Source organism: Nonomuraea sp. NPDC048901, assembly GCF_040649695.1.
Lineage (GTDB): Bacteria > Actinomycetota > Actinomycetes > Streptosporangiales > Streptosporangiaceae > Nonomuraea.
Window position 1 is genome coordinate 1 of the sequence record NZ_JBEZFW010000028.1, and the last position, 22,984, is coordinate 22,984.

Annotated in this window: 23 protein-coding genes, 1 tRNA gene and 1 pseudogene; 18 read left to right on the forward strand and 7 right to left on the reverse strand. The window is 65.9% G+C overall.

The features are described 5' to 3' along the window. Positions 1-159: 159 nt before the first annotated feature. A pseudogene (gene cutA, locus AB0C30_RS52905) lies at positions 160-324 on the forward strand (divalent cation tolerance protein CutA); the annotation flags it as partial. 75 nt (positions 325-399) lie between these two features. Here cutA and AB0C30_RS52910 read toward each other — a convergent pair. Next, positions 400-1,872: a helix-turn-helix domain-containing protein gene (locus tag AB0C30_RS52910; protein WP_357958961.1), complete on the reverse strand. Its 1,473-nt coding sequence runs from the start codon at positions 1,870-1,872 to the stop codon at positions 400-402. Positions 1,873-2,191: 319 nt separating this feature from the next. On the opposite strand from AB0C30_RS52910, the gene AB0C30_RS52915 reads away from it, so the two are divergent. Next, on the forward strand, positions 2,192-2,473 hold the full coding sequence (locus AB0C30_RS52915) for a hypothetical protein (RefSeq protein ID WP_357958964.1): 282 nt from the start codon (positions 2,192-2,194) through the stop codon (positions 2,471-2,473). A 903-nt stretch (positions 2,474-3,376) separates the two neighbouring features. Then, positions 3,377-4,015: a hypothetical protein gene (locus AB0C30_RS52920; RefSeq protein ID WP_357958966.1), complete on the forward strand. Its 639-nt coding sequence runs from the start codon at positions 3,377-3,379 to the stop codon at positions 4,013-4,015. Between the two features lie 338 nt (positions 4,016-4,353). On the opposite strand, the gene AB0C30_RS52925 is transcribed toward AB0C30_RS52920, so the two are convergent. Both AB0C30_RS52925 and AB0C30_RS52930 read right to left on the reverse strand, forming a co-directional pair. Further along, complete coding sequence (locus AB0C30_RS52925; protein ID WP_357958969.1) at positions 4,354-5,178, reverse strand: inositol monophosphatase; 825 nt, start codon at positions 5,176-5,178, stop codon at positions 4,354-4,356. Then, a complete protein-coding gene (locus AB0C30_RS52930) occupies positions 5,175-6,074 on the reverse strand; it encodes a DUF5919 domain-containing protein (RefSeq protein ID WP_357958972.1) in 900 nt (299 codons plus the stop codon). Before AB0C30_RS52930 ends, AB0C30_RS52925 begins: the two co-directional genes overlap by 4 nt. Before the next feature lie 127 nt (positions 6,075-6,201). Here AB0C30_RS52930 and AB0C30_RS52935 point away from each other — a divergent pair, with 127 nt between their 5' ends. After that, positions 6,202-6,366, forward strand: a complete 165-nt coding sequence (locus AB0C30_RS52935; RefSeq protein ID WP_357958976.1) for a hypothetical protein — start codon at positions 6,202-6,204, stop codon at positions 6,364-6,366. A gap of 455 nt (positions 6,367-6,821) precedes the next feature. Then, a complete protein-coding gene (locus tag AB0C30_RS52940) occupies positions 6,822-7,562 on the forward strand; it encodes a GntR family transcriptional regulator (protein WP_357958979.1) in 741 nt (246 codons plus the stop codon). Positions 7,563-7,626: 64 nt separating this feature from the next. Here AB0C30_RS52940 and AB0C30_RS52945 read toward each other — a convergent pair whose 3' ends face one another. Beyond that, the gene (locus tag AB0C30_RS52945; RefSeq protein WP_357958981.1) at positions 7,627-8,184 is read right to left on the reverse strand and encodes a suppressor of fused domain protein; all 558 of its coding nucleotides are present in this window, start codon (positions 8,182-8,184) and stop codon (positions 7,627-7,629) included. Positions 8,185-8,463: 279 nt separating this feature from the next. Between AB0C30_RS52945 and AB0C30_RS52950 the strand changes: the two genes are divergently transcribed. From AB0C30_RS52950 to AB0C30_RS52985, 8 genes are all read left to right on the forward strand, one after another. Next, positions 8,464-8,874 (forward strand): plasmid replication, integration and excision activator, encoded by a 411-nt coding sequence (locus tag AB0C30_RS52950; protein WP_357958984.1) that lies wholly within the window; start codon positions 8,464-8,466, stop codon positions 8,872-8,874. Beyond that, positions 8,871-9,146 carry a hypothetical protein gene (locus AB0C30_RS52955; RefSeq protein ID WP_357958987.1) on the forward strand — a complete coding sequence of 92 codons (276 nt, stop codon included), beginning with the start codon at positions 8,871-8,873 and terminating at the stop codon, positions 9,144-9,146. Before AB0C30_RS52950 ends, AB0C30_RS52955 begins: the two co-directional genes overlap by 4 nt. Next, a complete protein-coding gene (locus AB0C30_RS52960; RefSeq protein ID WP_357958990.1) occupies positions 9,143-9,445 on the forward strand; it encodes a hypothetical protein in 303 nt (100 codons plus the stop codon). Before AB0C30_RS52955 ends, AB0C30_RS52960 begins: the two co-directional genes overlap by 4 nt. 86 nt (positions 9,446-9,531) lie before the next feature. Further along, positions 9,532-10,941, forward strand: coding sequence for an FtsK/SpoIIIE domain-containing protein (locus AB0C30_RS52965; RefSeq protein ID WP_357958993.1), 1,410 nt, complete (start codon positions 9,532-9,534; stop codon positions 10,939-10,941). Continuing rightward, positions 10,938-11,090, forward strand: a complete 153-nt coding sequence (locus tag AB0C30_RS52970) for a hypothetical protein (protein ID WP_357958996.1) — start codon at positions 10,938-10,940, stop codon at positions 11,088-11,090. Before AB0C30_RS52965 ends, AB0C30_RS52970 begins: the two co-directional genes overlap by 4 nt. Before the next feature lie 29 nt (positions 11,091-11,119). Next, a complete protein-coding gene (locus AB0C30_RS52975; RefSeq protein WP_357959302.1) occupies positions 11,120-12,661 on the forward strand; it encodes a replication initiator in 1,542 nt (513 codons plus the stop codon). An 11-nt stretch (positions 12,662-12,672) separates the two neighbouring features. Continuing rightward, positions 12,673-12,879, forward strand: a complete 207-nt coding sequence (locus AB0C30_RS52980) for a helix-turn-helix domain-containing protein (protein WP_357958999.1) — start codon at positions 12,673-12,675, stop codon at positions 12,877-12,879. Further along, positions 12,879-14,216, forward strand: coding sequence for a site-specific integrase (locus tag AB0C30_RS52985; RefSeq protein ID WP_357959002.1), 1,338 nt, complete (start codon positions 12,879-12,881; stop codon positions 14,214-14,216). Before AB0C30_RS52980 ends, AB0C30_RS52985 begins: the two co-directional genes overlap by 1 nt. A 102-nt stretch (positions 14,217-14,318) precedes the next feature. Here AB0C30_RS52985 and AB0C30_RS52990 read toward each other — a convergent pair. Continuing rightward, a tRNA-Gly gene (locus AB0C30_RS52990) sits at positions 14,319-14,392 on the reverse strand. A gap of 99 nt (positions 14,393-14,491) precedes the next feature. On the opposite strand from AB0C30_RS52990, the gene dcd reads away from it, so the two are divergent. From dcd to AB0C30_RS53005, 3 genes are all read left to right on the forward strand, one after another. After that, positions 14,492-15,067: a dCTP deaminase gene (dcd, locus tag AB0C30_RS52995; protein ID WP_357959004.1), complete on the forward strand. Its 576-nt coding sequence runs from the start codon at positions 14,492-14,494 to the stop codon at positions 15,065-15,067. Positions 15,068-15,859: 792 nt separating this feature from the next. Next, positions 15,860-16,477, forward strand: coding sequence for a DUF47 family protein (locus tag AB0C30_RS53000; RefSeq protein ID WP_225294450.1), 618 nt, complete (start codon positions 15,860-15,862; stop codon positions 16,475-16,477). Positions 16,478-16,482: 5 nt separating this feature from the next. Beyond that, positions 16,483-17,487 (forward strand): inorganic phosphate transporter, encoded by a 1,005-nt coding sequence (locus AB0C30_RS53005; RefSeq protein ID WP_357959007.1) that lies wholly within the window; start codon positions 16,483-16,485, stop codon positions 17,485-17,487. On the opposite strand, the gene mshD is transcribed toward AB0C30_RS53005, so the two are convergent. Continuing rightward, entirely contained in the window at positions 17,420-18,388 is a 969-nt protein-coding gene (gene mshD, locus AB0C30_RS53010; protein WP_357959010.1) for a mycothiol synthase, read from the reverse strand. The genes AB0C30_RS53005 and mshD overlap by 68 nt on opposite strands. A 108-nt stretch (positions 18,389-18,496) precedes the next feature. On the opposite strand from mshD, the gene AB0C30_RS53015 reads away from it, so the two are divergent. Next, a complete protein-coding gene (locus AB0C30_RS53015; RefSeq protein ID WP_357959012.1) occupies positions 18,497-20,281 on the forward strand; it encodes a bifunctional metallophosphatase/5'-nucleotidase in 1,785 nt (594 codons plus the stop codon). Positions 20,282-20,447: 166 nt separating this feature from the next. Here the strand turns inward: AB0C30_RS53015 and AB0C30_RS53020 are convergent, their stop codons facing one another. Continuing rightward, entirely contained in the window at positions 20,448-21,899 is a 1,452-nt protein-coding gene (locus AB0C30_RS53020) for an MFS transporter (RefSeq protein ID WP_357959015.1), read from the reverse strand. A gap of 256 nt (positions 21,900-22,155) precedes the next feature. Here AB0C30_RS53020 and AB0C30_RS53025 point away from each other — a divergent pair, with 256 nt between their 5' ends. After that, the gene (locus AB0C30_RS53025) at positions 22,156-22,971 is read left to right on the forward strand and encodes a DeoR/GlpR family DNA-binding transcription regulator (RefSeq protein ID WP_357959017.1); all 816 of its coding nucleotides are present in this window, start codon (positions 22,156-22,158) and stop codon (positions 22,969-22,971) included. Positions 22,972-22,984: the final 13 nt, after the last annotated feature.

A 22,984-nucleotide genomic window follows, 5' to 3' on the forward strand; every position in this document is an offset into this window, starting at 1 on the left:
TCAAGTCCCAGGCGCATACTAAGAAGCGAAAGATCAGCTAGGAGTGTCAAGCATCATCCGATGCCAAAGCGTCAAGCATCAAGTGAGACCAGACAGAGCGGTGTGGCTGACTGCATAGAGGTTCGTGTGACGGTGGATAGCCGTGAGCTGGCGGACCAGATGTGTTCGGCGGTTGTGGGGCGCCGGTTGGCTGCGGCGGCTCAGGTGGTGGCACCGATCGTCTCGACCTACTGGTGGGGCGGTGAGGTACAACGAGCCGACGAGTGGCTGTTGCTGATGAAGACGACCGTGGAGCGTTTCGAGGACTTGGCCGCCTGTGTTCGGGAGCTGCACTCCTACGAGGTCCCCGAGATCGTCGCCGTTTCGCTGGTGGCGGGACGGCCGACTATCTGGAGTGGATCAGGCGGGAGACGAGCCCAGAGTCCGGCGTGTAGAGATGAGGTCGCCGAGCAGTTCACGGGCGGCCTGGTCCTTGTGGGCTGCAAGGGTCTTCTCGATGGTGGCGAGGTGCTGGAGGGCCCAGGTTGACTCGCTGCGCTGTGCGGACTCTAGAGCTCGGCGAGCGTAGGTGAGTCCCTCGGTGATGTCGCCGAGCTGGAACTGTGCTTGGGCTACGTCGGTGTAGACGACGACTGCTCGCTTGGGGTGGGCGTCTTGGGCGATGGAGCTGAGGGCGGCCTGGCCGGCGTCGATGACGTGGCGCTCGTCGCCGAGTTGGATGTAGGTGGAGAGCTGGAAGGCGGCCATGCGACCCGGGTCAAGGAAGCGGGTCCAGGCACGTTCGCGGTGAGGTCGTGCGCCGCTGTATACCTCCTCGGCCTGGTGCAGTAGTTGAACGGCGTAACGGTCACCGAGAGCGGCCAGTTCTTCGGCTTCTCGGCTGAGCAGCCATGCTCGCGTCGCGTCGTCGCCCTGAGCGGGAATGAACTGCTGCGCCTGCCGTACCAACTGCAAGGCGGCTTTTCCTTCCACGGCGTAAGACTTGTAGGCATAGGTGCATGCCTGGATGACGGAATGCCCGCTCTCCTTGGCCGCCAGCGCCGACACGCGGTCGAACGAGGCGGACTGCGCAGGCTGTTGGAGGTCCCATGCGAGCCAGGAAGCAAGAGTGGCGGCTTCCCCCGCGGTGGCGGCCAGGCGGCGGCGGAAGCGGTCAGGCGGGCTGCTCTGCAGAAGGCTGCTCAGCTCGTTGATGTGGCTGGTCAAGCCCTGGTAGATGGACCGGGCGGGGAGCGTGTACTCCAGGCGGTGGAAGCCGATGGTGCGGGCTTCGAGGCGCTCGACGGTGTCCTCGTCGAGCGCCTGCGGTCCACTCAGAGCCCGGGTCAGGCGCTCCCACGGGTCAGCGATGGAAGCTGCGGCTTCGGCGGTCATGCCTGCGGCGAGGATGAGCATGGTTCGACGGTCCACGTGTGCGTCCAGCCTTCCGACTATCCAGGCCAGCGTGAGCACATCTACGTCTTGAGGGGCGTCCTGCTGACGCGGGCCGACGGCAACTTGTTCCACGCTAGGCAGCGCACTTGTTGGTGTCCCATCCCCTGCCAGGATGGGTGTACGCGGAACCGGGACGCCGGTGACGACATGCGGCGCCAGGCCGAGACTCATCCGAGCGGCGTCGGGCATGCGCAGACCGTCGGCGACGCGCTCGAAGACGTCCAGCGAGGTGACCTGGACACTGCCCTTCATGATTTCGCTGACTTTGCCCTGGCTGAGGCCGACGGCGACGCCGATACGAGTCGGACTCACCCCGGCGAACTGGCGGACAAGCCGGAAGAGATGGCCGATGTCGCGATTTCGGAGCGCGTGGAGCATTTCGGGGCGTTGCCAGAGGTCAGCCGGTATGGCGACCGGTTGGGCCGCTTCTGCGGGCATCTGCCGTTTCCCCTTGCGTCCTTGGACTGCCGGTAACTACACGCTCACGCGTCGCGATCATTCCGTTAAGGGATCCCGCCTATCCGGCCTGAGGATCACGGCTCGGGATGGGACCGATAACCGCAGCTGAAGACTCTTGATCCATGAACGCCAACGATGAGCCGACGAGTGAGAGGTGCCGGGCCTAGCGCGCGAAGGGATGGCGCTGGGTGCGCAAGGGCCGTGCCGATAGTCAGCGTCGCATCGGCGGCATCGCTGAGGCCTCGGGGCAGGTCGCTTGCTTTAAGTGCTCGGGCGTTGGCAGGAGGAGGGCCGCGTAATGGAGATCATCATGGACTGCGTGAGCCCGCATGTCGCGGCTCCGAAGCGGGACGTCCACCGGCTGGACTGGCTGCCCGCATGGTCGGGCGGACGAGTCCGAGTGATCGCCTGGACCTGCTCCTGCCGCGACACGATCTATGAACTCTGCTACGTCAGCAGCCGAGCATTCATCCGACGCACCACGACGCAGGCCAAGACAGAAGCCCTCGAGACCCACCCCTTGCCACTCGACGAGGCAGGCGCCGTGTGGGTGTCGCTGGTCTCCGGCCGAGCGCTCTGAGCAGGCGTGGCGGCGCGGTTCTTCCCAGGGGGCCGCGCCGTCATGCCGTGGTTATGCCTCCTGCTTCGAGAAAGGATGGACCCCGGCGTTGAGCAGAGGCACAGCAGCCTTCTCGCTGCTTCCCAGCTGTACGGCTTCCTGCTCCGATTCACATCGATGTCAACGGCCACCCGGCCTTACCGACCCGAACTCAGGTCGACAAAGAAACTACTCTTGGTGGGCCCAGCGATCGGGGAGCTCGAGGGGCGGTAGCCCCTCGTTTCGGGGTTTGGGGCGGAGCCCCAATAGACACAGTCTGAGCTTGATCGGCGCGAAGCGCCCCATGCGCGAAGGCGATGCAGTTGAGCGGGGTGTGGGGGCCGCGCCCCCACTGGACACAGTCTGAGCTATTGAGCGCGAAGCGCCCCTCTTCGAAGGCCTTGCTTGTGGAGCGGGTGACGGGAATCGAACCCGCGCTGTCAGCTTGGGAATTGCAGGGATCTTGGCTAGTGGACGCGCTGGCCTGCGACTGAGGCCGGTCGTGAGTGACCGTGGGTGACCCCTCGTCACCGCCCTTAATGGCACGCTAATGGCACGACGATCACAGCCGCGAACAGGGATTCGTTCTGTCGGTTCTCTGCTCTACGGTGTGCCATTACGACGTCGTCTGTTGTGATCGGAGTGGTGAGCATGGGGTTGACGACGCCCTCGGCGCCGTTCGATGTAGCGGCTGTCTTCCCTGAACTGGCAGGTCAGCGCCGGACCACAGTTCGACTGCATCCGCGTCGGGGAAAGCCGGCCATCACGGACAGTTCCATGGGCGGGCCGTTGTTGTGGCCTGCGGATGAGCCTTGGCCAATCTGTCCTGAGCCGCTGTCTCATGACCCCTCGGAAGGTTGGGATCCACTTCCGCTGATCCCAGTCATGCAGCTTTTCGCTCGAGATGTTCCCGAGCTGCCCTTCCTCGATGGCACCGACGCCCTCCAAGTGTTGTGGTGCCCGCTCGATCACGAGCCGTACTTTCAGCCTCATACGATCGTGCGCTGGCGGAAGTCGGAAGAGGTCGGGAGTCTGCTCAGTGAGGCCCCCGAGCCAGATCCTGACAGCGACCACTCGTATCTACCCACGCCTTGCGTACTGTGGCCAGAGCGGGTGGAGGAGTACCCGGGAGACTGGGAACTTCCCGCTGAGCTCACGGATCGGATCTGGGCTTGGGAAAAGGATCCCTCGAACTCTGATGACTGGAGTTATTCCTCGCACCTCTCAGCTGCTCCTGGGAGCAAAATTGGGGGCTGGGTGGACTGGATCCAGGATCCGGTGCAGTTCGAGTGCGGCAGAGGCCACGAGATGGCACACCTGCTGACAATTGCGAGCTGGGAACTCGACATCGAGAGCGGCAAGCGTTGGGCTCCCATCGAAGAGCGTCCGCTGCTCACCCCTCACGCCCCTCCGGAAGTGCAGAACCCCACCGATCTCATGATCCAGGACGCTGGATCGCTCTACGCGTTCGTCTGCTTGGAGTGTCCCGAGCGCCCCGTGGACTTCCTCAGCCAAGGGTCATGAATGTGGCCCCCACAGTGCACAACCCCGCACGCCCTAATCGGTGATCAGCCGCCTTGCTCCGTGAGCCAGGGTGAGGAACGAACCCTGGATCGTCGATCGCCCCCAACCACGCACGGCGGCCGACCACGCCGTGGCGATCGTAAGGGCTGTATCTGCGCGGCGGCGTGGCAACCCCGGTCGGAGCGTTCGGTCGGTACGGCGCGGCAGGTGTGCGGCGCCCGGCCCGGTGCCCCGCCGCCGTCCGGGACCGGCCCCCAGGCCTCACGCCCGGACGGCGGGCGGGCGGAGGGCCGGGAGTGCGGCGGCGCGCCGCGCCGCCGCCTTGATACCTACAAGAACTATTCGGCAGTGCGCTGGCTGTATCTCGCATCCTTGCGCGCCTCAGCGATGAGTTCGACGAGATCAGCCACCAGCTTCGGACTAGCGGCGATGGTCGCGTGAGCGGTCATGCTGTGCGGGCTGCCGTCGATGTCGACCACGGTGGCGCCGGCTTCGCGGGCGATGACGACGCCTGCGGCGGTGTCCCATGGATTGTTGCTCAGCATGATGTTGGCGTCGATCTTGCCGTCCGCCACCCATGCCAGGTCGATCGCGGCTGAGCCGAACATCCGTACGCGCTGAACCCGCGCTGCCAACTCATGAGTCAAGGCGAAGCGGGGCCGGTTCCGCTCCAGAGCGTTCTCCCCCACCGCGTAATCGCCCAAGGCCACGATGGCGGCCTCCAAGTCGCGGGCGTCACTCACCCGGATGTCGGAGCCGTTGGCTTGGGCGCCTGCTCCTTCTGCGCCGACGTAGCGGATGCCGAGCAGCGGCAGGTCGATGACTCCGAGCGTGGGCATGTCCTTGTCGACCAGGCCAAGAGAGACGGCGCAGAGTGGGATGCCGTGCAGGAAGTTGGCCGTCCCGTCCACTGGGTCGAGCGCCCACATCAGGCCATCACCGGTGTGGCTGACGCCCTCCTCTTCGCCGAGGAATCCGATCTCCGGTGTCTCTCGGGACAGGAACTCGCGGACGGCCTGTTCGACGGCGTAATCCACCTCCGTGGCCATGTCCCGGTCGCCCTTGGCCGTGACGACGCCAGGAGCCTTGGTCCGGATAATCTCGCTGGCCATCGACACGGCGTGTTCAGCGATGGGGAGGAGGGTCCGGGCGTCGATGGTCATACGGGTTCGCTCCGCTCCCACATCTCGTTGAACACCTGGTCGAAGACGGGAAACAGGCCGTCAGCAGCGGTGTTATCTCTCATCACCAAGGTAGGTGAATCGACTCCGCGGGCCTGCGGCAGGTATGGCTGCACCACGCAGAACGCCCGGTCCACGATCAAGAGGTTGAACCGGATCGTCTCGTCGTAGACGTGCAGTTCAAGGCGCTGAGCCGATGCGGTGTCAAGCCGGTCGCGCAACCTGGTCAGCATGGTGATGTTGAGCGCCGTAAGGGTCGTCAACGTGCTGTCTGTGTAGCGCTCTTCCGCCTCGCGTGCGCGAATCGCCTGACCCTTCGGGTCGAGGAAGAGGCACCGGATCCGGGTGCCGGAGTCCAGGAGGCGCCGGAGCTGATGATCGGGATAACCCTGGCAAAGCACGTTGAGCGACAGGCCCGCCGCGTTGATCTCCTTCGCGCTGTCGAACAGAGTCGAGGCGGGATAGGCGGAGGAGAAAGCAGAGCGGCTGCTGAAGACAGCGGTCACATCGGCCATCTGCGGCATGGCGCAGATCTCGGTCTCGGGGTCGGCGCTTCTGGCTGGCTCCGGCTCTGTCCTCGGTGTGGGCACTTCGGCGGTGTGCGTGGAGAACAGTTCGTGGGCCGACCTGCCGGGGAACATCGCCTCCAGGACACGGCAGTGGCCGGAGTACGGCAAGCCCTTGAGTTCGCCGGTCAGCCAACGGTGGAGTTGCGCACGGCTCGGCCAACCACCCTGCAACGAGGGGTCCACCTTCTTGGCCGCCTTGTCGTACTCCTTACAGAACGTGCTGTATGTCTGCCAGTGGCGTTGCGTCAGGAGTGTCTTCAACAGGATCGGCTGGTCAGTCATGATCCGCGCCTCGGGCTGGGGTGCCATATGGGCCCAGGTTAGCGACAGAGACGAGCGAGGACGAGACAAAGAGGAGACGGAAAGAGACAAGTCGATCACAGACGGTACTGGGGAGCGATCGAGACGTGACAGAGCCTCGGGCAATCCTCGTTGCATGACTGCGCGATGTGTTTCCTGCTCGGGGCGGGGCTGGAAGTACGTGAGCCTGCGCCGCGTCCTGGTGGCGGCCGAGAACTCCGCTGACGCCTCTTCCGGCGAGCGGCACCGGGACGACTGCTGGCGATGCAACGGGACCGGCAAGGCAGGGGCACTGTCGTGAGCCTGATTGCCGACTGCCTCAGCTTCCATGTCGCCCCTGCCCGTCCGGATCACATGCGCCTGGTCTGGCGAGACCCTTTCAAGGCGGAGGAACGCGTCCGCGTGGCCGCCTGGACCTGCGACTGCGTGGACACGGTGTACGAGCTCTGCCACGCAGCCGGTCAGGCTTTCATCCGCAGAACTCAGCGGAGCCACGGGTCGGTGCAGAGCCATGAGACCTACCGATGGCGGTTCAGCGAGGCACAAGATGTCTGGCTGGCTCTGCTCGACGGTGGGGCTCGATAAAGCAGGCGTGACGGTGGGCTATACCGGGCGCCCATGACCGTCGCGTCTCGGTTGGTGGGGGACGTCTGTTGCGCAGTCAGATAGTCCCCCGCCATGCCGAACGTTTCCTCGCCTGAGGGGAAGACAGGCCGTCCGACTCGAACTAGGCTTAACGACAAGTCGAGTTGTTGGATGGTCGTCATGTCGTCTGAAGAGTTCGCGCCGCCGAAGTACGCCCAGATCGTGCAGGCGATCAGGCAGAAGATCGCGGACGGAACCTATTCCCCGGGCTCTCTGCTGCCTTCCGAGACTCAGCTTGTCCGTGAGTTCAGGGTGAGCCGTCCCACCGTCGTGCGGGCGCTCCAAGTCCTCCAGCTTCGGGGCATCATCGAGCGGGAGCACGGCAAGGGATCCTTCGTAAGGGCGACTCCGCCCGTCTCGACGGATCAGAGCACCCGGCCTGGGCGGGCTGTCCTAGATCGAGTGGAAGCCGAGGAGAACTGCTCGGTCGTTGACGCCGGACCACTCACCGCGACCGCCTCGGTGGCGAAGCTCCTTGACGTGCCCGAGGGGTCTCCCGTGGTACGGCGTCGCGTCCTGTTTCGCGACGCTGAGCAGCCCACCGACCTCGTTACCGTCTGGTGCCCGGCACATCACGCCGATGGCACGCAACTCAGCGAGGCAGCGCCACTGTCAGCCGGCATCAGGCAGCATCTCGCGGCAACCAAGGGTCTCAAGCTCCAACACGTCGTCGAACGTCTGAGTGCCAGGCACCCCTCTGCCGACGAGGCCAAGCTCATAGAGATCCGCAAGACCACGCCAGTCCTCGGGGTGCTGGCAAGTGTGTTCAACGGCGGAGGGCGGCCCGCACTCATCGTGGACTTGGTGCTGCCCGGCAATCTTCACGAGCTAGAGGACTCTTATTCGCTTTAGCTCATAGCCCCTTCCTTCGACGCTCCTGCTCCTTACGCTCAGCTCAGCCGGGACAGGAAGGCCTTCAACGGAAGGTGGACTGGCGGCTGGATTTCCAAAAGGGAATGTTGTCACGCGACATGGCGTCTCGTAGGGCTTCGACCCCATACGTGGCAGCGAAATTGAGCTCGTCTGCATAGAGAGGAACTGCCATCAGGAATTCCACGTGCCTACCGTCAGCCAGAGCGGCTTCTGAGAACATATCGTCGTAAGGCGCGACAACCAGAAAGCCGCCCAGCCACGCCCCTTCCGCATGTTCGCCAGGCAAGCGCAGGATGTGCCCCGACTCTAGGCTTACGCCCCGGTATTGTGCATAGCTTCCCAATTGAGCCAGCGGCTCGGCGATGTCGTCCCATTCCGGAGCAAAGCCGATGAAGAATTCCTGGCGGTGATCCAAGTCTCTGCCAGGCAGCGGATAGTCACTAGATCCTAGTGTTGCATACAGGGCAACCCCACCGGTGGCTACAGAAGCATCCCATTTGAGGACGCCGATCTTATATTCGCCCTTTATGAATAAGGCTTCACGAACCGGCTCACCCAGTTTGCTCGAGTAGAACTGCCGAACATCTTGGTGCTGATTCACGGACACACTTCCCAAATGGTCGCCATACGCCTCACGCCTGCCTCGCGGCCACCACGGACCTATGACATACCGCCACCTTGCCAACGCCAGCGTTTGATCGACATTTGTATCGATCGTCACGCTTTGCCGCAATGGCTTATGGGTTGATTTGTCGTACGCTCAAAAAGATCTTGAAGATTTCCCGCTAACTCGTGTTGTCGAGTCGCCGATCCACGGGTACCTTCATGACAACTCGACAAGACGAGTTAGCGACAAGACGACTAGCTAGGAGCAAGCCCCATGGCACTGCAAGGTCCCATCCCCGTCACGTTCGACATGGTCTTCCCGCACGGCTGCTACATCGTTGGCGAGGTCGAGCCCGTCAAGGACTTCGACGCCTCGACCAACGGGCGCTTCGTCCAGGCCCGCGACAAGCAGACGGGCGAGCTCGTCTGGCAGGTCACGGTCATGGACGCGGACCCGTCGCTCAAGGCCGCTCAGAAAACGGTGGCCGTGAAGATCCTCAACCCGGTGCAGCCAGTTCCTCCGGCTCCCATGCCGGGACTGCCGTTCACACCGGTGGACTTCGACCACATGGCGGTCACGCCGTACGTCAACCAGGCCGGGCGGCTGGCGTACTCGATCAAGGTTCGCGAGATGCGCGCTCCTCGTCCCGCTGCCAAGGCGACCGCGACCAAGGACGCGGCGTGATGGGGCGGCGCAAGGCCTTCCCAGCCAGCACGATCAATCTCAAGGCCGGTCAGGGCGCCGACGTGCGCAACCATCCGTATCCACTGCGATCACCCGTTCTGGGGCTGGTCTTCGGCGGCACTCAGGTGCTTGTCACCACCTCAGCGAACGATCACGTCACCCTCGACGACGTCGAGTTCGCTCGGAGTCTGGCGCGTGAGGCCGCGATGTTCGCCGGCGCGGTGGAGCGCATGTTCCACGGCCTGCCGAACGGGCTGGGAGTGGGCCGATGACTCTTAACCCGTACACCTACCTCACGGTGTCCATGCGTGCTGGCGAGCCCTCGCGGGTCGGCGTCTATTTCAACTCGGTGGAGCTGCGGGCTCGCGCCTGGCTGGGCGACGGCAACAAGCCCTGCTTCGACCTCGACACCCCGGACGCCTCGGTGACCGTCTCGACCGCGGGACCGGTGACCGATCAGGACCTCACCGTCGCTCAAGAGATCTTCAACGCCGCCGCTCGATACCTCGCTGACTGCGAGCGGCTGCACTCCAAGCAGACAGCCAAGGCCACCGCGGACGAGGCGGCCTGATGTTCAGCGGGGCCGCAGGAAGCGGCAACTTCCAGCGGCCCCTCGGTCTTCCGCACACACCACATGCTTGGAAGGACTTCACCCTAATGTTCAAGAGGATGCCCGGCGACGAGCCGCACCGCATCGTCTCCACCACCCCTGACACGGCGGTGGTCTTCAAACCGACCGTGGTCCAGACCCCGGCGATCATCACTCTGATCATCTTCACCGCGCGGTTCGTCGCCGGTCTGGTTCGCCCCATCTGGCGGCATCCGTTCGCACTGACCGTGGCCGCCGTTCCGGGCACGCTCTGTTTCGCGTACGGCTGGCGCGTCGCGCTGCTGCTCGTCACTCCGGCCCTCGCCGGACTGATCGCCTGGGCGATCCTCGACAGGCCCACGTTCGCGCGGTGGGTCGGCTGGCGACTGATGGCGTTCGCACGCTGGTTCTGGATCTACCGGCGACACTGGCAGCCGGTCATGACCGTCTCCGGTCTGGCTCGGCACATACGCGGACGGGAGTACGTTCCACGGCTGGTCAAGGTCACCTGCGACTCGTGGGCCGACCGGATTACCGTCCGCATGCTCGACGGCCAGGCAGTCAAGGACTGGGCCGACAAGATCGAGAACCTTTCCCATGGCTTCGGCTCGGAGTCATGCCGGGTCTCGGTGGCCAAGGCCGGTCGCCTTGTGCTGACCTTCCCACGCCGTGATCCACTGGCCACGCCGATACCGGCACTTCCCGTTTCAGATGTACCGACCGTGGGCCCGGTCGAGGTCGGCAAGCAGGAGGACGGCTCTCCTTGGCTGCTCCGGGTGCACGGGACTCACGTCCTGGTCGCTGGTGCCACCGGGGCGGGCAAGGGCTCGATCATCTGGTCAGCGGTGCGTGGGCTCCTGCCTGCCATGCGGGCGGGCCTGGTGGAGGTCTGGGCGCTCGATCCGAAGCTGATGGAGCTGTCGTACGGGAAGGCGCTCTTCGGCGGTCGGTACGCGGCCGATCCCGCTGACTGTGCTGACCTGCTCGACGAGGCCGTGAGCGTCATGCAGAAGCGCGCGGCTCGTTTCGCCGGGGCGCAACGCTCGCACACGCCGACCCTCGACCATCCCTTCGTCCTGGTCGTGGTCGACGAGGTGGCGTTCCTGACCGCGTACCAGTCCGACAAGCAGCTCAGGCAGCGTATCTCCGCTGCCCTGGCCACGCTGACAACCCAGGGACGCGCGGTCGGCTTCGGCGTCCTGGCGGCTCTTCAGGACCCGCGCAAGGAGGTCATGAACATCCGCAACCTCTTCCCGGACAAGATCGCCCTTCGGCTCGACGAGTCGGAACAGGTGGACATGGTTCTCGGCGACGGGGCGAGAGATCGCGGCGCGCTGGCCGACCTGATCTCTCCTCGTCCGGAGAGGGGCGCTGGTGTCGGATACGTCCGGCTGGAGACCAGTCCCGATCCAATTCGCGTCCGGGCGGCGTACGTCTCCGACGAGGACATCCGCGTGATGGTCGGTGAGGTCGAATGACGCTCGCCCACTTCCTCGATGGCCTGCGCTGCGCTGTCTGCTGCGCCCTCAATGTCCTGTGGCTCGACCCGCTGCGTGGCCTGGTCGAGTGCCGCGAGTGCGGACAGACCGCGCTCACCTTCCCCGAGATTGGAGAGGAGGTCCGTTGACCGACCGCAAGACTCCGCGCGCTGTCCGCATGGCTCAACCGCTCGCCCGCGATGTGGCCGAGGAGATCGCCAAGTTGCACGGCGTCTGCATCCGTCCCATCGCCCTCAAGCGGCTCGACATGACCACCGGCAAGACAGAGGTCGTCGATGTCCCGTGCGGCACACCGCTGGAGAGCAAGTGCCCTCCCTGCGCGAAGCGCAACCGGCAACTCCGCATGGCCCAGTGCCGTGAGGGCTGGCACCTCGACGAGGAGCCCATCATCACGCCCGACGAGCCGACCGACGGACAGCGCTGGCTCGTCGAGTTCCGGGCTGACATGCAGGCGAAGCGGGACAACGAGGAAATGGCCGGCGGCGACACCACCGACTTGGACGCCGTGCTCACCGGGCTCGACATCGAGATCAACGAGGCTGGGATGCGGGGGAACGTGCTGGGTCGTACGGCCTCCAAGCGGGTCCGCTCGACCAAGCGCCGCCAGGACGCACCGGACCTGCCCAAGCAGAAGATGGCCAGCACCACGCTGGGGCGGACCTTCGAGGCTGCGGACGGCAAGACCTACCGGCCCTCGCTGTTCGTCACGCTCACCCTGCCCGGCTATGGCAAGGTCATGAATGGCGCGCCCGTCGATCCTGACGGCTACGACTACGTGCGGGCGGCCCGCGATGCGCTGCACTTCTCCAAGCTCGTGGACCGGTTCGTGCAGAATCTTCGCCGTGTGGCGGGCTATGACGTGCAGTACTTCGCCACTGTGGAGCCTCAGAAGCGGCTCGCGCCGCACCTGCACATGGCCATCCGGGGCACCCTCCCGCGCGCGGAGATCAAGCAGATAGCGGCGGCCACCTATCACCAGGTCTGGTGGCCCCAGGCCGACGAAGCACGCTTCGAGGGCGAGCACCTACCCGTCTGGAACGACGGCATCGGCTATCTCGACCCTGACACGGGCGAGGTCCTGCCCACCTGGGACGAAGCTCTCGACCAGCTCGGCGACGAGCCCATGCACGTCATCCGCTTCGGCGACCAGGTGGATGTCAAGGGTGTGCTCGCCGGGTCGCCGGACGCTGACCAGTGCATTCGGTACCTGTCCAAGTACCTCACCAAGAGTCTCGGGGAGACCTTGGACCGTCAGACACAGCGGGAGCACGCAGCCCGATTCGTCGATGCGCTGCGCTACGAGCCGTGCTCGCCCACCTGCCCTAACTGGCTGCGGTACGGCGTGCAGCCCAAGAGCGCCAAAGCCGGGATGGAGCCCGGCCGCTGCCGGTCCAAGGCGCACAAGCCGGAACACCTTGGCTACGCGGGCCGTCGCGTCCTGGTCAGCCGGAAGTGGTCGAACAAGACGCTGGCAGAACACAAGCAGGATCGCCGCACTTGGGTGCTTGAAGCTCTCGGGCAACCGGACGAGACACCCGACCCGCACCGGTACGTCTGGCGTCCCCTCAAGGCCGGTGACCCCGATCTCGCCCCGATCGGCGTCCGGCTGCTCCGATCCGTCGCAGAGCGCCAACGCTGGCGCGCTCACCTGCAACGACTCGAAGCACAGAATCTTTCGGCAACTCGACAAGCGGCCTGAAGGAGGCGACCTTGGACCAACTGTTCACCGTGCCAGAGGCGGCCAGGCTGCTGCACACCTCGGTTCGCTTCGTACGCCGACTCATCGCCGAACGTCGCATCGAGTTCGTGAAGGTCGGGCGGCATGTCCGCATCCGTGAGTCAGCACTGATCGCCTTTGTCGTCGCGGGCACCGTCGCGCCCATGACGACCTTCGACGCAACCGGGAGGGCCGCCTGATGGCGAACAAGGAGAACCACCGCCGTTTCGGCAACATCCGGAAGCTGCCCTCTGGCCGGTTCCAGATCCGTTACCCCGGTCCGGACGGCCGCATCAGGACCGGAGAGGACACCTACGAGCGCAAGGGCGACGCGGATCGGGCGCTCACCCTGATCGAGGGACAGATCCTCTCCGGTGAGTGGACGGATCCGGAGCGGAGCAAGATCAAGCTCGCTGAGTATTCGGCAATCTGGATCGACCAGCGCCCCGGCCTCCGGCCCAGGACGGTGGACCTGTACCGCTGGCTGCTCAAGAAGCACATCACCCCGTATCTCGGCGCGGTTCCGCTCGGGAAGCTCTCGACGGCGATGATTCGGCAGTGGCGTGCTGATCTTCTGAGCAAGGGTGTCTCGGTCAGCATGGCGGCCAAGGCTTACCGGCTGCTGCGCGCCGTCCTGATGACCGCGGCCGAAGACGACCGGCTCATCTCCCGCAACCCGTGCAGGATCCGCGGGGCTGGTGATGAGAAGGCGGAGGAACGGCCCGTCCTCACCGTGTCTCAGGTCTTCGCCCTGGCCGATGCGATCGGGCGTCGCCCTATCGGCAACATCCGGAAGTCCGGTAAGGCGTACCGGCTCCGGTTCCAGCGGCATGGCGAGATGCGAACTCATCCCGAGGTCTTCGCCACACGGGCAGCGGCCGAGCAGGCTCTTTGGAAGATGCTCGACAAAGGGCAGGCCGATGGCACCCACAACCGGCGCTTTCGGACCTTCGTCCTGCTGGCCACCTTCGCGAGCCTGCGATGGGGTGAGATCACCGCGCTGACCCGCAGTGACATCGACCTCGACGCCGGAACGGTGCGGATCAAGGCCGCATACGTCGAGCGCTCCACGGGTGAGTTGGTGATCGGGCCGCCGAAGTCCAAGGCTGGCCGGCGCGTGGTCGGCATCCCGCAGGCGATCATCCCGGCACTCCGGGAGCACCTGCAGATCTTCGTCCAGCCGGAACACGGCGCTCTCGTGTTCGCGGGCATCAAGGGCGGTCCGATGCGGCGGAGCGGCTTCAACAAGCTGTCCGGCTGGACGGAGGCCGTCCGCGCGCTCGGCCTTCCTGGTCTGCACTTCCATGATCTCCGCCACACCGGGAACATGATCGCCGCAGAGTCCGGGGCAGGGCTCAAGGACCTGATGGCCAGGATGGGCCACGACAACGTCAGGGCCGCGATGATCTACCAGCACGCCGTCAGAGGTGCCGACAAGGTGATCACGGAAGCGATCGACAAGCACTTGATCGGGCACGAACAGGCACGCGAAGACGACGAGGATGACCCGCCTGGCGTGCTCGCCCCGGTCGGCTGATCGCAGACCTAATGGCACGTTAATGGCACGCAGAGATCAACAACCCTAGACAAGATCAAAGCCCAGGCACCGAGTCCCTCGGTCTACCTGGGCTTTCATATGTGGAGCGGGTGACGGGAATCGAACCCGCGCTGTCAGCTTGGGAAGCTGATGTTCTGCCATTGAACTACACCCGCATCGGCCGTAGCCGCGACCACCACTCTAGCGGAAACTCGGCCCACATCAGCCAGCCGTGCCCCCCGAGTTTCCCACCGGCACGCGGTAGGTTGCTCTGCGTGCTGCTATCTGACCGCGACATCATGGCCGAGATCGACTCGGGACGGCTTGCCCTCGATCCGTTCGATCGGGACATGATTCAACCGTCCAGTATCGACGTCCGGCTCGATCGGTTCTTCCGGGTGTTTGAGAATCATCGGTATCCGCATATCGATCCGTCCGTGGAGCAGCCGGATCTGACGCGGATGGTGGAGCCTGAAGGGGATGATCCGTTCATTCTGCATCCCGGGGAGTTCGTGCTGGCCTCGTCGTACGAGGTGATCAGCCTGCCTGATCACCTGGCGTCGCGGCTGGAGGGGAAGAGTTCGCTGGGGCGGCTCGGGCTGTTGACTCACTCGACTGCCGGGTTCATCGATCCGGGGTTCAGTGGGCATGTCACGTTGGAGCTGTCCAATGTGGCCACGTTGCCGATCAAGCTGTGGCCGGGGATGAAGATCGGGCAGCTGTGTGTGTTTCGGTTGAGTTCGCCGGCTGAGCATCCGTACGGGTCGTCGAAGTACGGGTCGCGGTACCAGGGGCAGCGCGGGCCGACGCCCTCCCGGTCGTTCCGGAACTTCCATCGGACGAAGATCTGATGATGATCCGATGAATGCCTCTGACGAAGGTCTCTGACGAAGGTCTCTGACGAAGGTCGGATGCTCTGGGTGTTTGGGGGCGAGCTGTTGCGGTTTGGGGCTTGCCTGGGGTGCGGGCGTCCCTCGGAGTACTGGCGGGCGACTTGCAGGAAGCTGGCTGGCGCCCCCTCGGGCAACTGGCAAGGGCTCCTCGGGCAGTTGGCGGGCGTCTCGGGGTAACTGACGGGCCTCCCCCGGAGTACTGGCGGGCGTGGGCGGCGCCTCGGGGTAGCTGGCGGGCGTCTCCCGGACGGACCTACCTGGCCTCCCTTGGGCGGCGTTCCCTCGGATGGGCCCCTCGGGCGGGTGGCCCTCGGAAACTGGCGGGCGTGTCTCAGGTGGTCGGCGGGCGTCCCCCGGAGTACTGGCGGGCCTCGGGTACCTGGCGGGGGCGCCTCTGAAAACCGACGGGCGGCTTGCGGAGAGCAGCGCGTCCCCAGCGTCCAACCCATGCGCAGCGGCGATGTGCCTGCCAGTAGACACAAGACGTCCGAAGACACGCCCCAACGACCCACGACCGGACTAGCGGTGGTCCGGAAATGTCACCAAGATGGACTGGACAAGCGGTGACCGAAACCCACGGCCAAGTCTCCCCCACCCCGCCGTGGAAAAAGGGCAACCAAACTACCAACCGGCCCGGTGTCGCACACCATACGAAGGGTAGCCAGTAGGAGAAGGGGACATGAAGTTCGCATTTCTCCTGGTAACCCGTACTCTCTACCACGGACCATCCCCGCACATCTGGAGAACGACGTGCGCCTGCGTCTCACGCCACGTGAGGACAGCTACTACGACCTGTTCGCCGACTCCGCGAACAACCTGGTCACGGCATCCCGTCTATTGGTCGAGATCATTAGTGAGGGATCGGACAGGGAAACCCTGGCCGAAAAGATGCGCGCCTGCGAGCACGCCGGGGACGAACGCACCCATGCGATCATGAACCGCCTCAATGAGAGCTTCATCACTCCGTTCGACCGTGAGGACATCTACCGCCTCGCCTCGAACCTCGATGACGTGATGGACGCCATGGAGGCGGCATCCGACCTCATCGTGCTCTACCAGATCGACCACCTCCCCAAGGACGTCGTCCGCCAGGTGGAGGTGCTGGAGCGGGCCGCCGAGCTGACCGCCGAGGCCATGCCGCGCCTGCGGTCGATGAAGAACCTCAACGAGTACTGGATCGAGGTCAACCGGCTGGAGAACCAGGGTGACCAGGTCTACAGAAGGCTGCTGGCCAAGCTGTTCAGCGGTGAGTACGACGCGTTGACGGTCATGAAGATGAAGGAGGTCGTCGACGCCCTTGAGGAGGCGGCCGACGCCTTCGAGCACGTCGCCAACACGGTCGAGTCGATCGCGGTCAAGGAAAGCTAACCTCTGTGGACCTTTCGCTCGCCCTCGTCATCGGCGTGGTCGTCATCGCACTGGCCTTTGACTACACCAACGGGTTCCACGACGCGGCGAACGCCATCGCGACCTCGGTCTCGACTCGCGCGCTCACTCCCAGGGCCGCGTTGTTCATGGCCGCCGCGATGAACTTCATCGGTGCCCACCTGGGCACCCAGGTCGCCGCGACCGTCGGCAAGGGCATCATCGACGCGCCGGACGGCTCGCATGGCCTGGTCATCGTGGCTTCGGCGCTCATCGGCGCCATCTGCTGGAACCTGATCACCTGGTACTTCGGCCTGCCCTCCTCCTCCAGCCACGCCCTCATCGGCGGCCTGGTCGGCGCGGCCCTCGCGTCGGCCAGCGCCGTCCACTGGGACGGCGTGCTGGAAAAGGTGGTGGTTCCGATGGTGCTCTCGCCGCTGCTCGGGTTCACGCTGGCCGGCGCGATCATGATCGCAATATATTGGATCTTCCGCAACAGCCAGCCCGGCAAGACCAACCGCGGCTTCCGCTACGCGCAGACCGTCTCGGCAGCGGCGATGGCGCTCGGCCACGGCCTGCAGGACGCGCAGAAGACGATGGGCGTCATCTTCCTGTCCCTCGTCGTCGGCGGCTACATCAGCCCGGGGTCGGAGATCCCGCAGTGGGTCATCCTCGCGTCGGCGGGGGCGATCTCGCTCGGCACGTACTCCGGCGGCTGGCGCATCATGCGTACGCTGGGCCGCCGGATCATCGCGCTCGACCCGCCACAGGGCTTCGCCGCCGAGTCCGCGGCGGCAGTGGTTCTGTACACGGCGGCGATCGGGTTCGGGGCGCCCATCTCCACCACGCACACGATCACCTCGGCGATCATGGGCGTCGGCGCCACCAAGCGGCTCTCGGCCGTGCGCTGGGGCGTCGCGGGCAACATCGTGACCGGCTGGATCCTTACGATTCCGGCTGCGGCTCTGGTGGCAGCGGTGTCCTACTTTGCCCTGCACTGGGTGGTGGAATAACGGCGTACATCACGTCGACGTCCCAGCGGTCGAAGCCCAGGGACTCGTACAGGCGGATCGCCGCCGTGTTGGCCTCGTCCACGTAGAGCATCGCCTGGGCGAGGCCACGCACGCGTAGATGGTCCAGACCCGCCAGCGTGAGCGCCTTGCCCAGCCCGGTGCCCTGCTGGGAGGGGTCGACGCCGACGACGTACACCTCGCCGATCGGTTCGTGGCCGTGCTCGGACGAGCCGTGGATCTTGGTCCAGTGGAAGCCGGCCAGCCGCTCATCACGGAAGGCCAGGAAGAAGCCCTCCGGGTCGAACCAGGGCTCCTGCTCGCGCTGGCGCAGGTCGCTCGCGGTCCAGGCGCCCTGTTCGGGGTGGTGGGCGAAGGCCGCGGCGTTGACCTTGAGCCACGCCTCCTCGTCCTGACCTGGTACGAAGGTGCGCAGCCGTACCCCCTCAGGCATCTCGAAAGCGGGTAGCGGCGTGGACAGGGACCGGCGCATCTGCCAGAGCGAGCGCACGCGCTCGAACCCCGCCGACGCCGCCAGGACGCCCGCGCCCTCATGATCGCCGTGCGCCCACAGGCGCAGGCTGCCACCCGACACCTCGAGTACGGCCCGCAGCAGCCGCGTACCGTGCCCCTTCCGGCGGCGGGCGGGGTGGATGGCCAGTTCGCCGCTGGGACCCTCGACCTCATCGGTGGGATCTATGTGGGCATAGCCCACCAAAGCCTCATCGTCGTCGTACAAGAGCAGGGAACGGGCCTGCGGATCACCGCCATAGCGCAGGTGGAGCATGACATGCTCGTTGAGCGGGCGGACGCCGTCGGCCTCCGTCGCCGCGTCCACCACGCCGAGCACCTGAGTGATTTCGCGGTCATCAAGTCGTTGTCTGATCTCCACGTGCGCTGTCACAGTCCGAACTCTAGGGGTACTGCTGGCAAATAACGCCATGTGGCGGGCCGATGAATCGTTACCTTTGCGACATTGGCTGCATAGGTTCCGGCCGTAACGTCTTAGGCCATGACCCCACGTTCCCTCCTCCGGCTTGTGCTGGCCGGAGCCGTCGCCGCGGGCGGGTTCGCCGCGGCGACCGCCCCCGCGAACGCGAGCAAGGCACCCAAGACCGTTCCGGTACGGCTGCTCGCGCTCAACGACTTCCACGGCAACCTCGAACCCCCGACCGGATCCTCCGGCCGGATGGTCGACGAGAACGGCGCCACCGTCGAGGCGGGCGGCGCCGCGTACGTCGCCACGCACATGAAGGCCCTCAGCGACAAGAACACGATCGCGGTGGCCCAGGGCGACCTGATCGGCGCGAGCCCGCTGATCTCGGCGGCCTATCACGACGAGCCGTCCGTCGAGTTCATGGGCAAGATCGGGCTCAAGGTGGCCGCGGTCGGCAACCACGAGTTCGACGAGGGATACACGGAGCTGCGCCGGATCATGAAGGGCGGCTGCCACCCGGTGGACGGGTGCTCGCCGGCCGGCACGTGGAAGGGCGCCCAGTACGACTACGTCGGCGCCAACGTGCTGTTCAAGAACCCGAACGAGAAGACCGACGCGCTCGCGGCGCTGGGCGCGCCGCAGAGCCAGGTCAAGAAGCTGATGAGCGACTGGGGCGTGCCCGCCCTGCCGCCCGTCAGCGTCAAGTGGATGAACGGCGTGCCGATCGGCTTCATCGGCCTGGTCACCCAGACCACCCCGAACATCGTCACCGCCGAGGGCATCAAGAACCTCAAGTTCGTGGACGAGGTCAAGGCCGCGAACCTGGCGTCCAAGCTGCTCAAGCTGGTGGGTGTCAAGGCCCAGGTCGTACTCGTGCACGAGGGTGACCAGGTGACCGCGGGCCAGTCGCCGGACGCCTGCAGCGCCGTCCCGGGCGCGGGCAACCGCATCGCCACGCAGGTCGACCCCGAGATCGACGTGATCCTCAGCGGCCACTCGCACCAGGCGTACCTGTGCAAGGTCAAGGACCCCGCCGGTCAGGACCGCCTGTACTCGCAGGGTGGCTCGTTCGGCCGCGTCATCACGAAGGTCGATCTCAACGTGAACGTCAAGACGCGGGACATCGACCGCGCCTCGGTGGTGGCGGACAACCAGGTCGTGACTCGTACGGTCACCCCGGATCCCGAAATTTCCGCCTTCGTGCAGACCTGGAAGGACCGGGTCGCCCCGGTCGCCAACAAGCCCGTCGGCCGGATCACCGCGGACATCACCAACACCGCGGCCCCCAGCGGCGAGTCCCCGCTCGGCGACCTCATCGCCGACGGCCAGCTGGCCGCCACCAAGACCGGCGGCAACGCGCAGATCGCCCTGATGAACCCGGGTGGCGTTCGGGCCTCGCTCACCTTCGCCGGCTCCACGGCGGGCGAGGGTGACGGCGTGGTCACCTATGGCGAGGCGTTCACCGTGCAGCCGTTCAACAACCTGATGCAGGTCGTGACGCTGACCGGTGCGCAGCTCAAGACGGTCCTGGAGCAGCAGTTCACCGGCGGGCCGAACGCCCAGCCGTTCACCAAGATCCTCCAGCCGTCGGCGAACTTCACCTACACCTACAGCAGCGGCGCGGCGTGGGGATCCAAGGTGTCGAACATGAAGATCGACGGCGTCGCGGTGACGGACGCGCAGACGATCCGGGTCGCCGCGAACAACTTCCTGGTCGGCGGCGGTGACGCCTTCCTCGGCTTCAAGGACGGTACGGACCTCTGGAGCGGGCCGCTGGACATCGACGCCTTCGTCGACCATCTGGGCCGCGACAACCCGATCGCCCCGCCCGCCACGACCCGCATCACCGTTACCCCCTAGCGAACCTAGCGAACTAGCGAAGGGCCCGCTTCTAACGCAGAAGCGGGCCCCTCCTTATGTGAAGGGCCTGCTTCGGAAACGAGAAGCGGGCCCTTCCTCCTTCTTCGCCTGACGCTCTCTTCCGCCTGACGCTCTCTTCCGCCCGACGCTCTTCTTCGCCCGACGGTCAGCCGGCGATCGGCTCCACCTTGCGGATCAGCAGGCCGAAGCAGAGTGCGCCGAGCACCGCCACCACACCGGTCACCAGTAGCGGGACCACGAACGAGCCCGTGGCCTGGGCGAGGGCGCCGATGACGATCGGGCTGAGCGCGCTGGCGATGTTGGCCGCGAAGTTCTGCAGCCCGCCGAGCGTGGCCACCTGGTGCGCGGGCGCGACGTCGGCGGGCAGGCACCAGAGCGACACGATGGCGAACGCGATCGCGGCGTAGCTGATGCTCAGCAGGGCCAGTGCCAGCGCGGCGCTCTCCACCAGGACGGCGGCCGCGACAGTGGAGCTCAGCAGCATGCCCGCCACCAGGCAGGTCTTCCTGGTCCTGGTGAGGCTCCAGCCGCGCTTGAGCAGCCAGTCACCGGCGATCCCGCCCGCCCAGCCGCCCGCCACGGCCGTCAGGCCGGGGATCATGCCGAAGAAGCCCAGCTTGAGCAGGTCGAAGCCGCGATCCTGGACGAGGTAGCTCGGGAACCAGGTGAGGAAGAAGGTGACCACGAAGTTCAGGCAGGAGAAGCCGCCGATCATGCCCCAGACCACGCGGTGCCGCAGCAACCACGCCACGCTCCCACGCCGCTCCGGCGCGGCAGAGGCACCGGCCGAAGCACGGGCCGTGGCACCGACGGACGCGCCGGTCGGGGCGCCACCGGAGGCACCGGGCGAGGTAGCGGACGAGGTGTCGACAGACGTGCCGGTCGAGGTAGCGGACGAGCTCTCGACAGACGTGCCGGTCGAGGTAACGGCAGACGTGCCGGTGATGTGGGCGCGTTCGGCGGCGTTCGGCCCGGGGTGGGACTTCGGTGAGCGGTAGTACGACCACCACCCGATCGTCCACAGCACCCCCAGAGCGGCCATAACCACGAACGCCGCATGCCACCCGAACCCCGCGATGATCGCCGTGATGATCGGCACCGCCAGCGCGGACCCGATGCGAGCGCCACTGTCATAGAAGGCGGTCGCCCTCCCCCGCTCACTGGGCGGGAACCACAGCGACACCGCCTTGGCGCTGGCCGGATAGGCGCCGCTCTCGCCGATGCCGAGGCCGAGTCTGAAGCCCAGCAGCACGCCGAAGCTGCTGGCCAGCGCGGTGAGCCCGGTGAACACCGACCACCACAGCACGCACGCCCCGTACATGATCCGGGCGCCGAACCGGTCGATGAGCCAGCCCGCGGGCAGCTGCATCACCGCGTACGTCCAGGAGAACGCGCTGAGGATCAGCCCCTGCTCGGTCGGGGTGAGACTCAGGTCCTGCGTCATGAAGGGCAGGGCGACGGAGAGCGCGGCCCGGTCGACGTAGTTGATGGCGAGTCCGCCGAAGCAGAAGGCCGCCACCACCCACCGCACACGGGTCGCCCGGCCCCTGTCGGGAGCCGGTGATCGTGGCGCTGCGGCGGTCTCGTGCTTCACCATGCTGACCTCCTCGCGAGATTACGGCACGGCACCAATTTGATCGTTTCGCTCAGGGCCTGCCGTGCTGTGGTGTGGTTAACAGGATGCTCGTTACACGCAACCTCGCCGTCAAGACCTGGAAACAAACGCGCAATCAGGGCGTCGTTCCGAGTTAAACGCTCATATCAATGAGCGGTTCGCGCAGAGACTTGACAATCAACTCTGCTCGATACAATCATCAAAATGACCGATTCAATCATCTAGAAGGTGGTGCACGGTGAGCCGTTTGCCCAGCAGGGCGCGCCGCGAGCGCATCATGGAGCTCCTCGCCGCCCACACGGACGGCACCGTAGAGGTGGAACGGCTGAGCGAGACGCTCGACGTCTCCCTCGCCACGGTCCGCCGCGACCTCGCCCAGCTGCGCGAGGAAGGCCGCATCACCAGGACGTACGGCGGGGCGGTGCTCGGCGGCGGCACCACCGAGATCTCCGTACGCCAGCGCCGCATGAAGCACGTACGGCAGAAGGACGCGATCGCCCGCCAGGCCGCCGAGTACGTCGAGGACGACCAGGTGGTCCTGCTCGACGCCGGCACGACTACCGAGCGGCTGGCCCGCTACCTGCTGGGCAAGTCCGGGCTCACCGTCTTCACCAACGGCCTCGGGGCGGTCAACACGCTGGTGGAGGAGGAGGGCGTCGACGTCGTGGTGATGGGCGGGCGGCTGCGCCGCATCAACCAGACCATGACGGGTCCGGGGGCCGAGGAGATGGTCAGGGGGCTGTACGCGGACATCGCCTTCCTGGGCGCCGACGCCGTGCATCCCACCCGGGGCATCGCCTCGCGCACCTTCGAGCAGAGCTCGCTGAAGACGCTGATGAGCCAGCACACGCGCCGGCTGGTCGTGGTGGCCGACTCCGCCAAGCTCCTGGACGACGCCAGCTCCTACTGGTCGCCGATCGATCGCCCCTGGACGCTCCTCACCGACGACGGGGCCGACCCCGAGGCGCTGGCCGCCCTGCGCGCGGCGAGCGGCGGTGACCTGCGGATCGTGGTCTGCCCGACGACGGACCTCCCACCGACCGACAGGCAATGACCGCTGATCTACA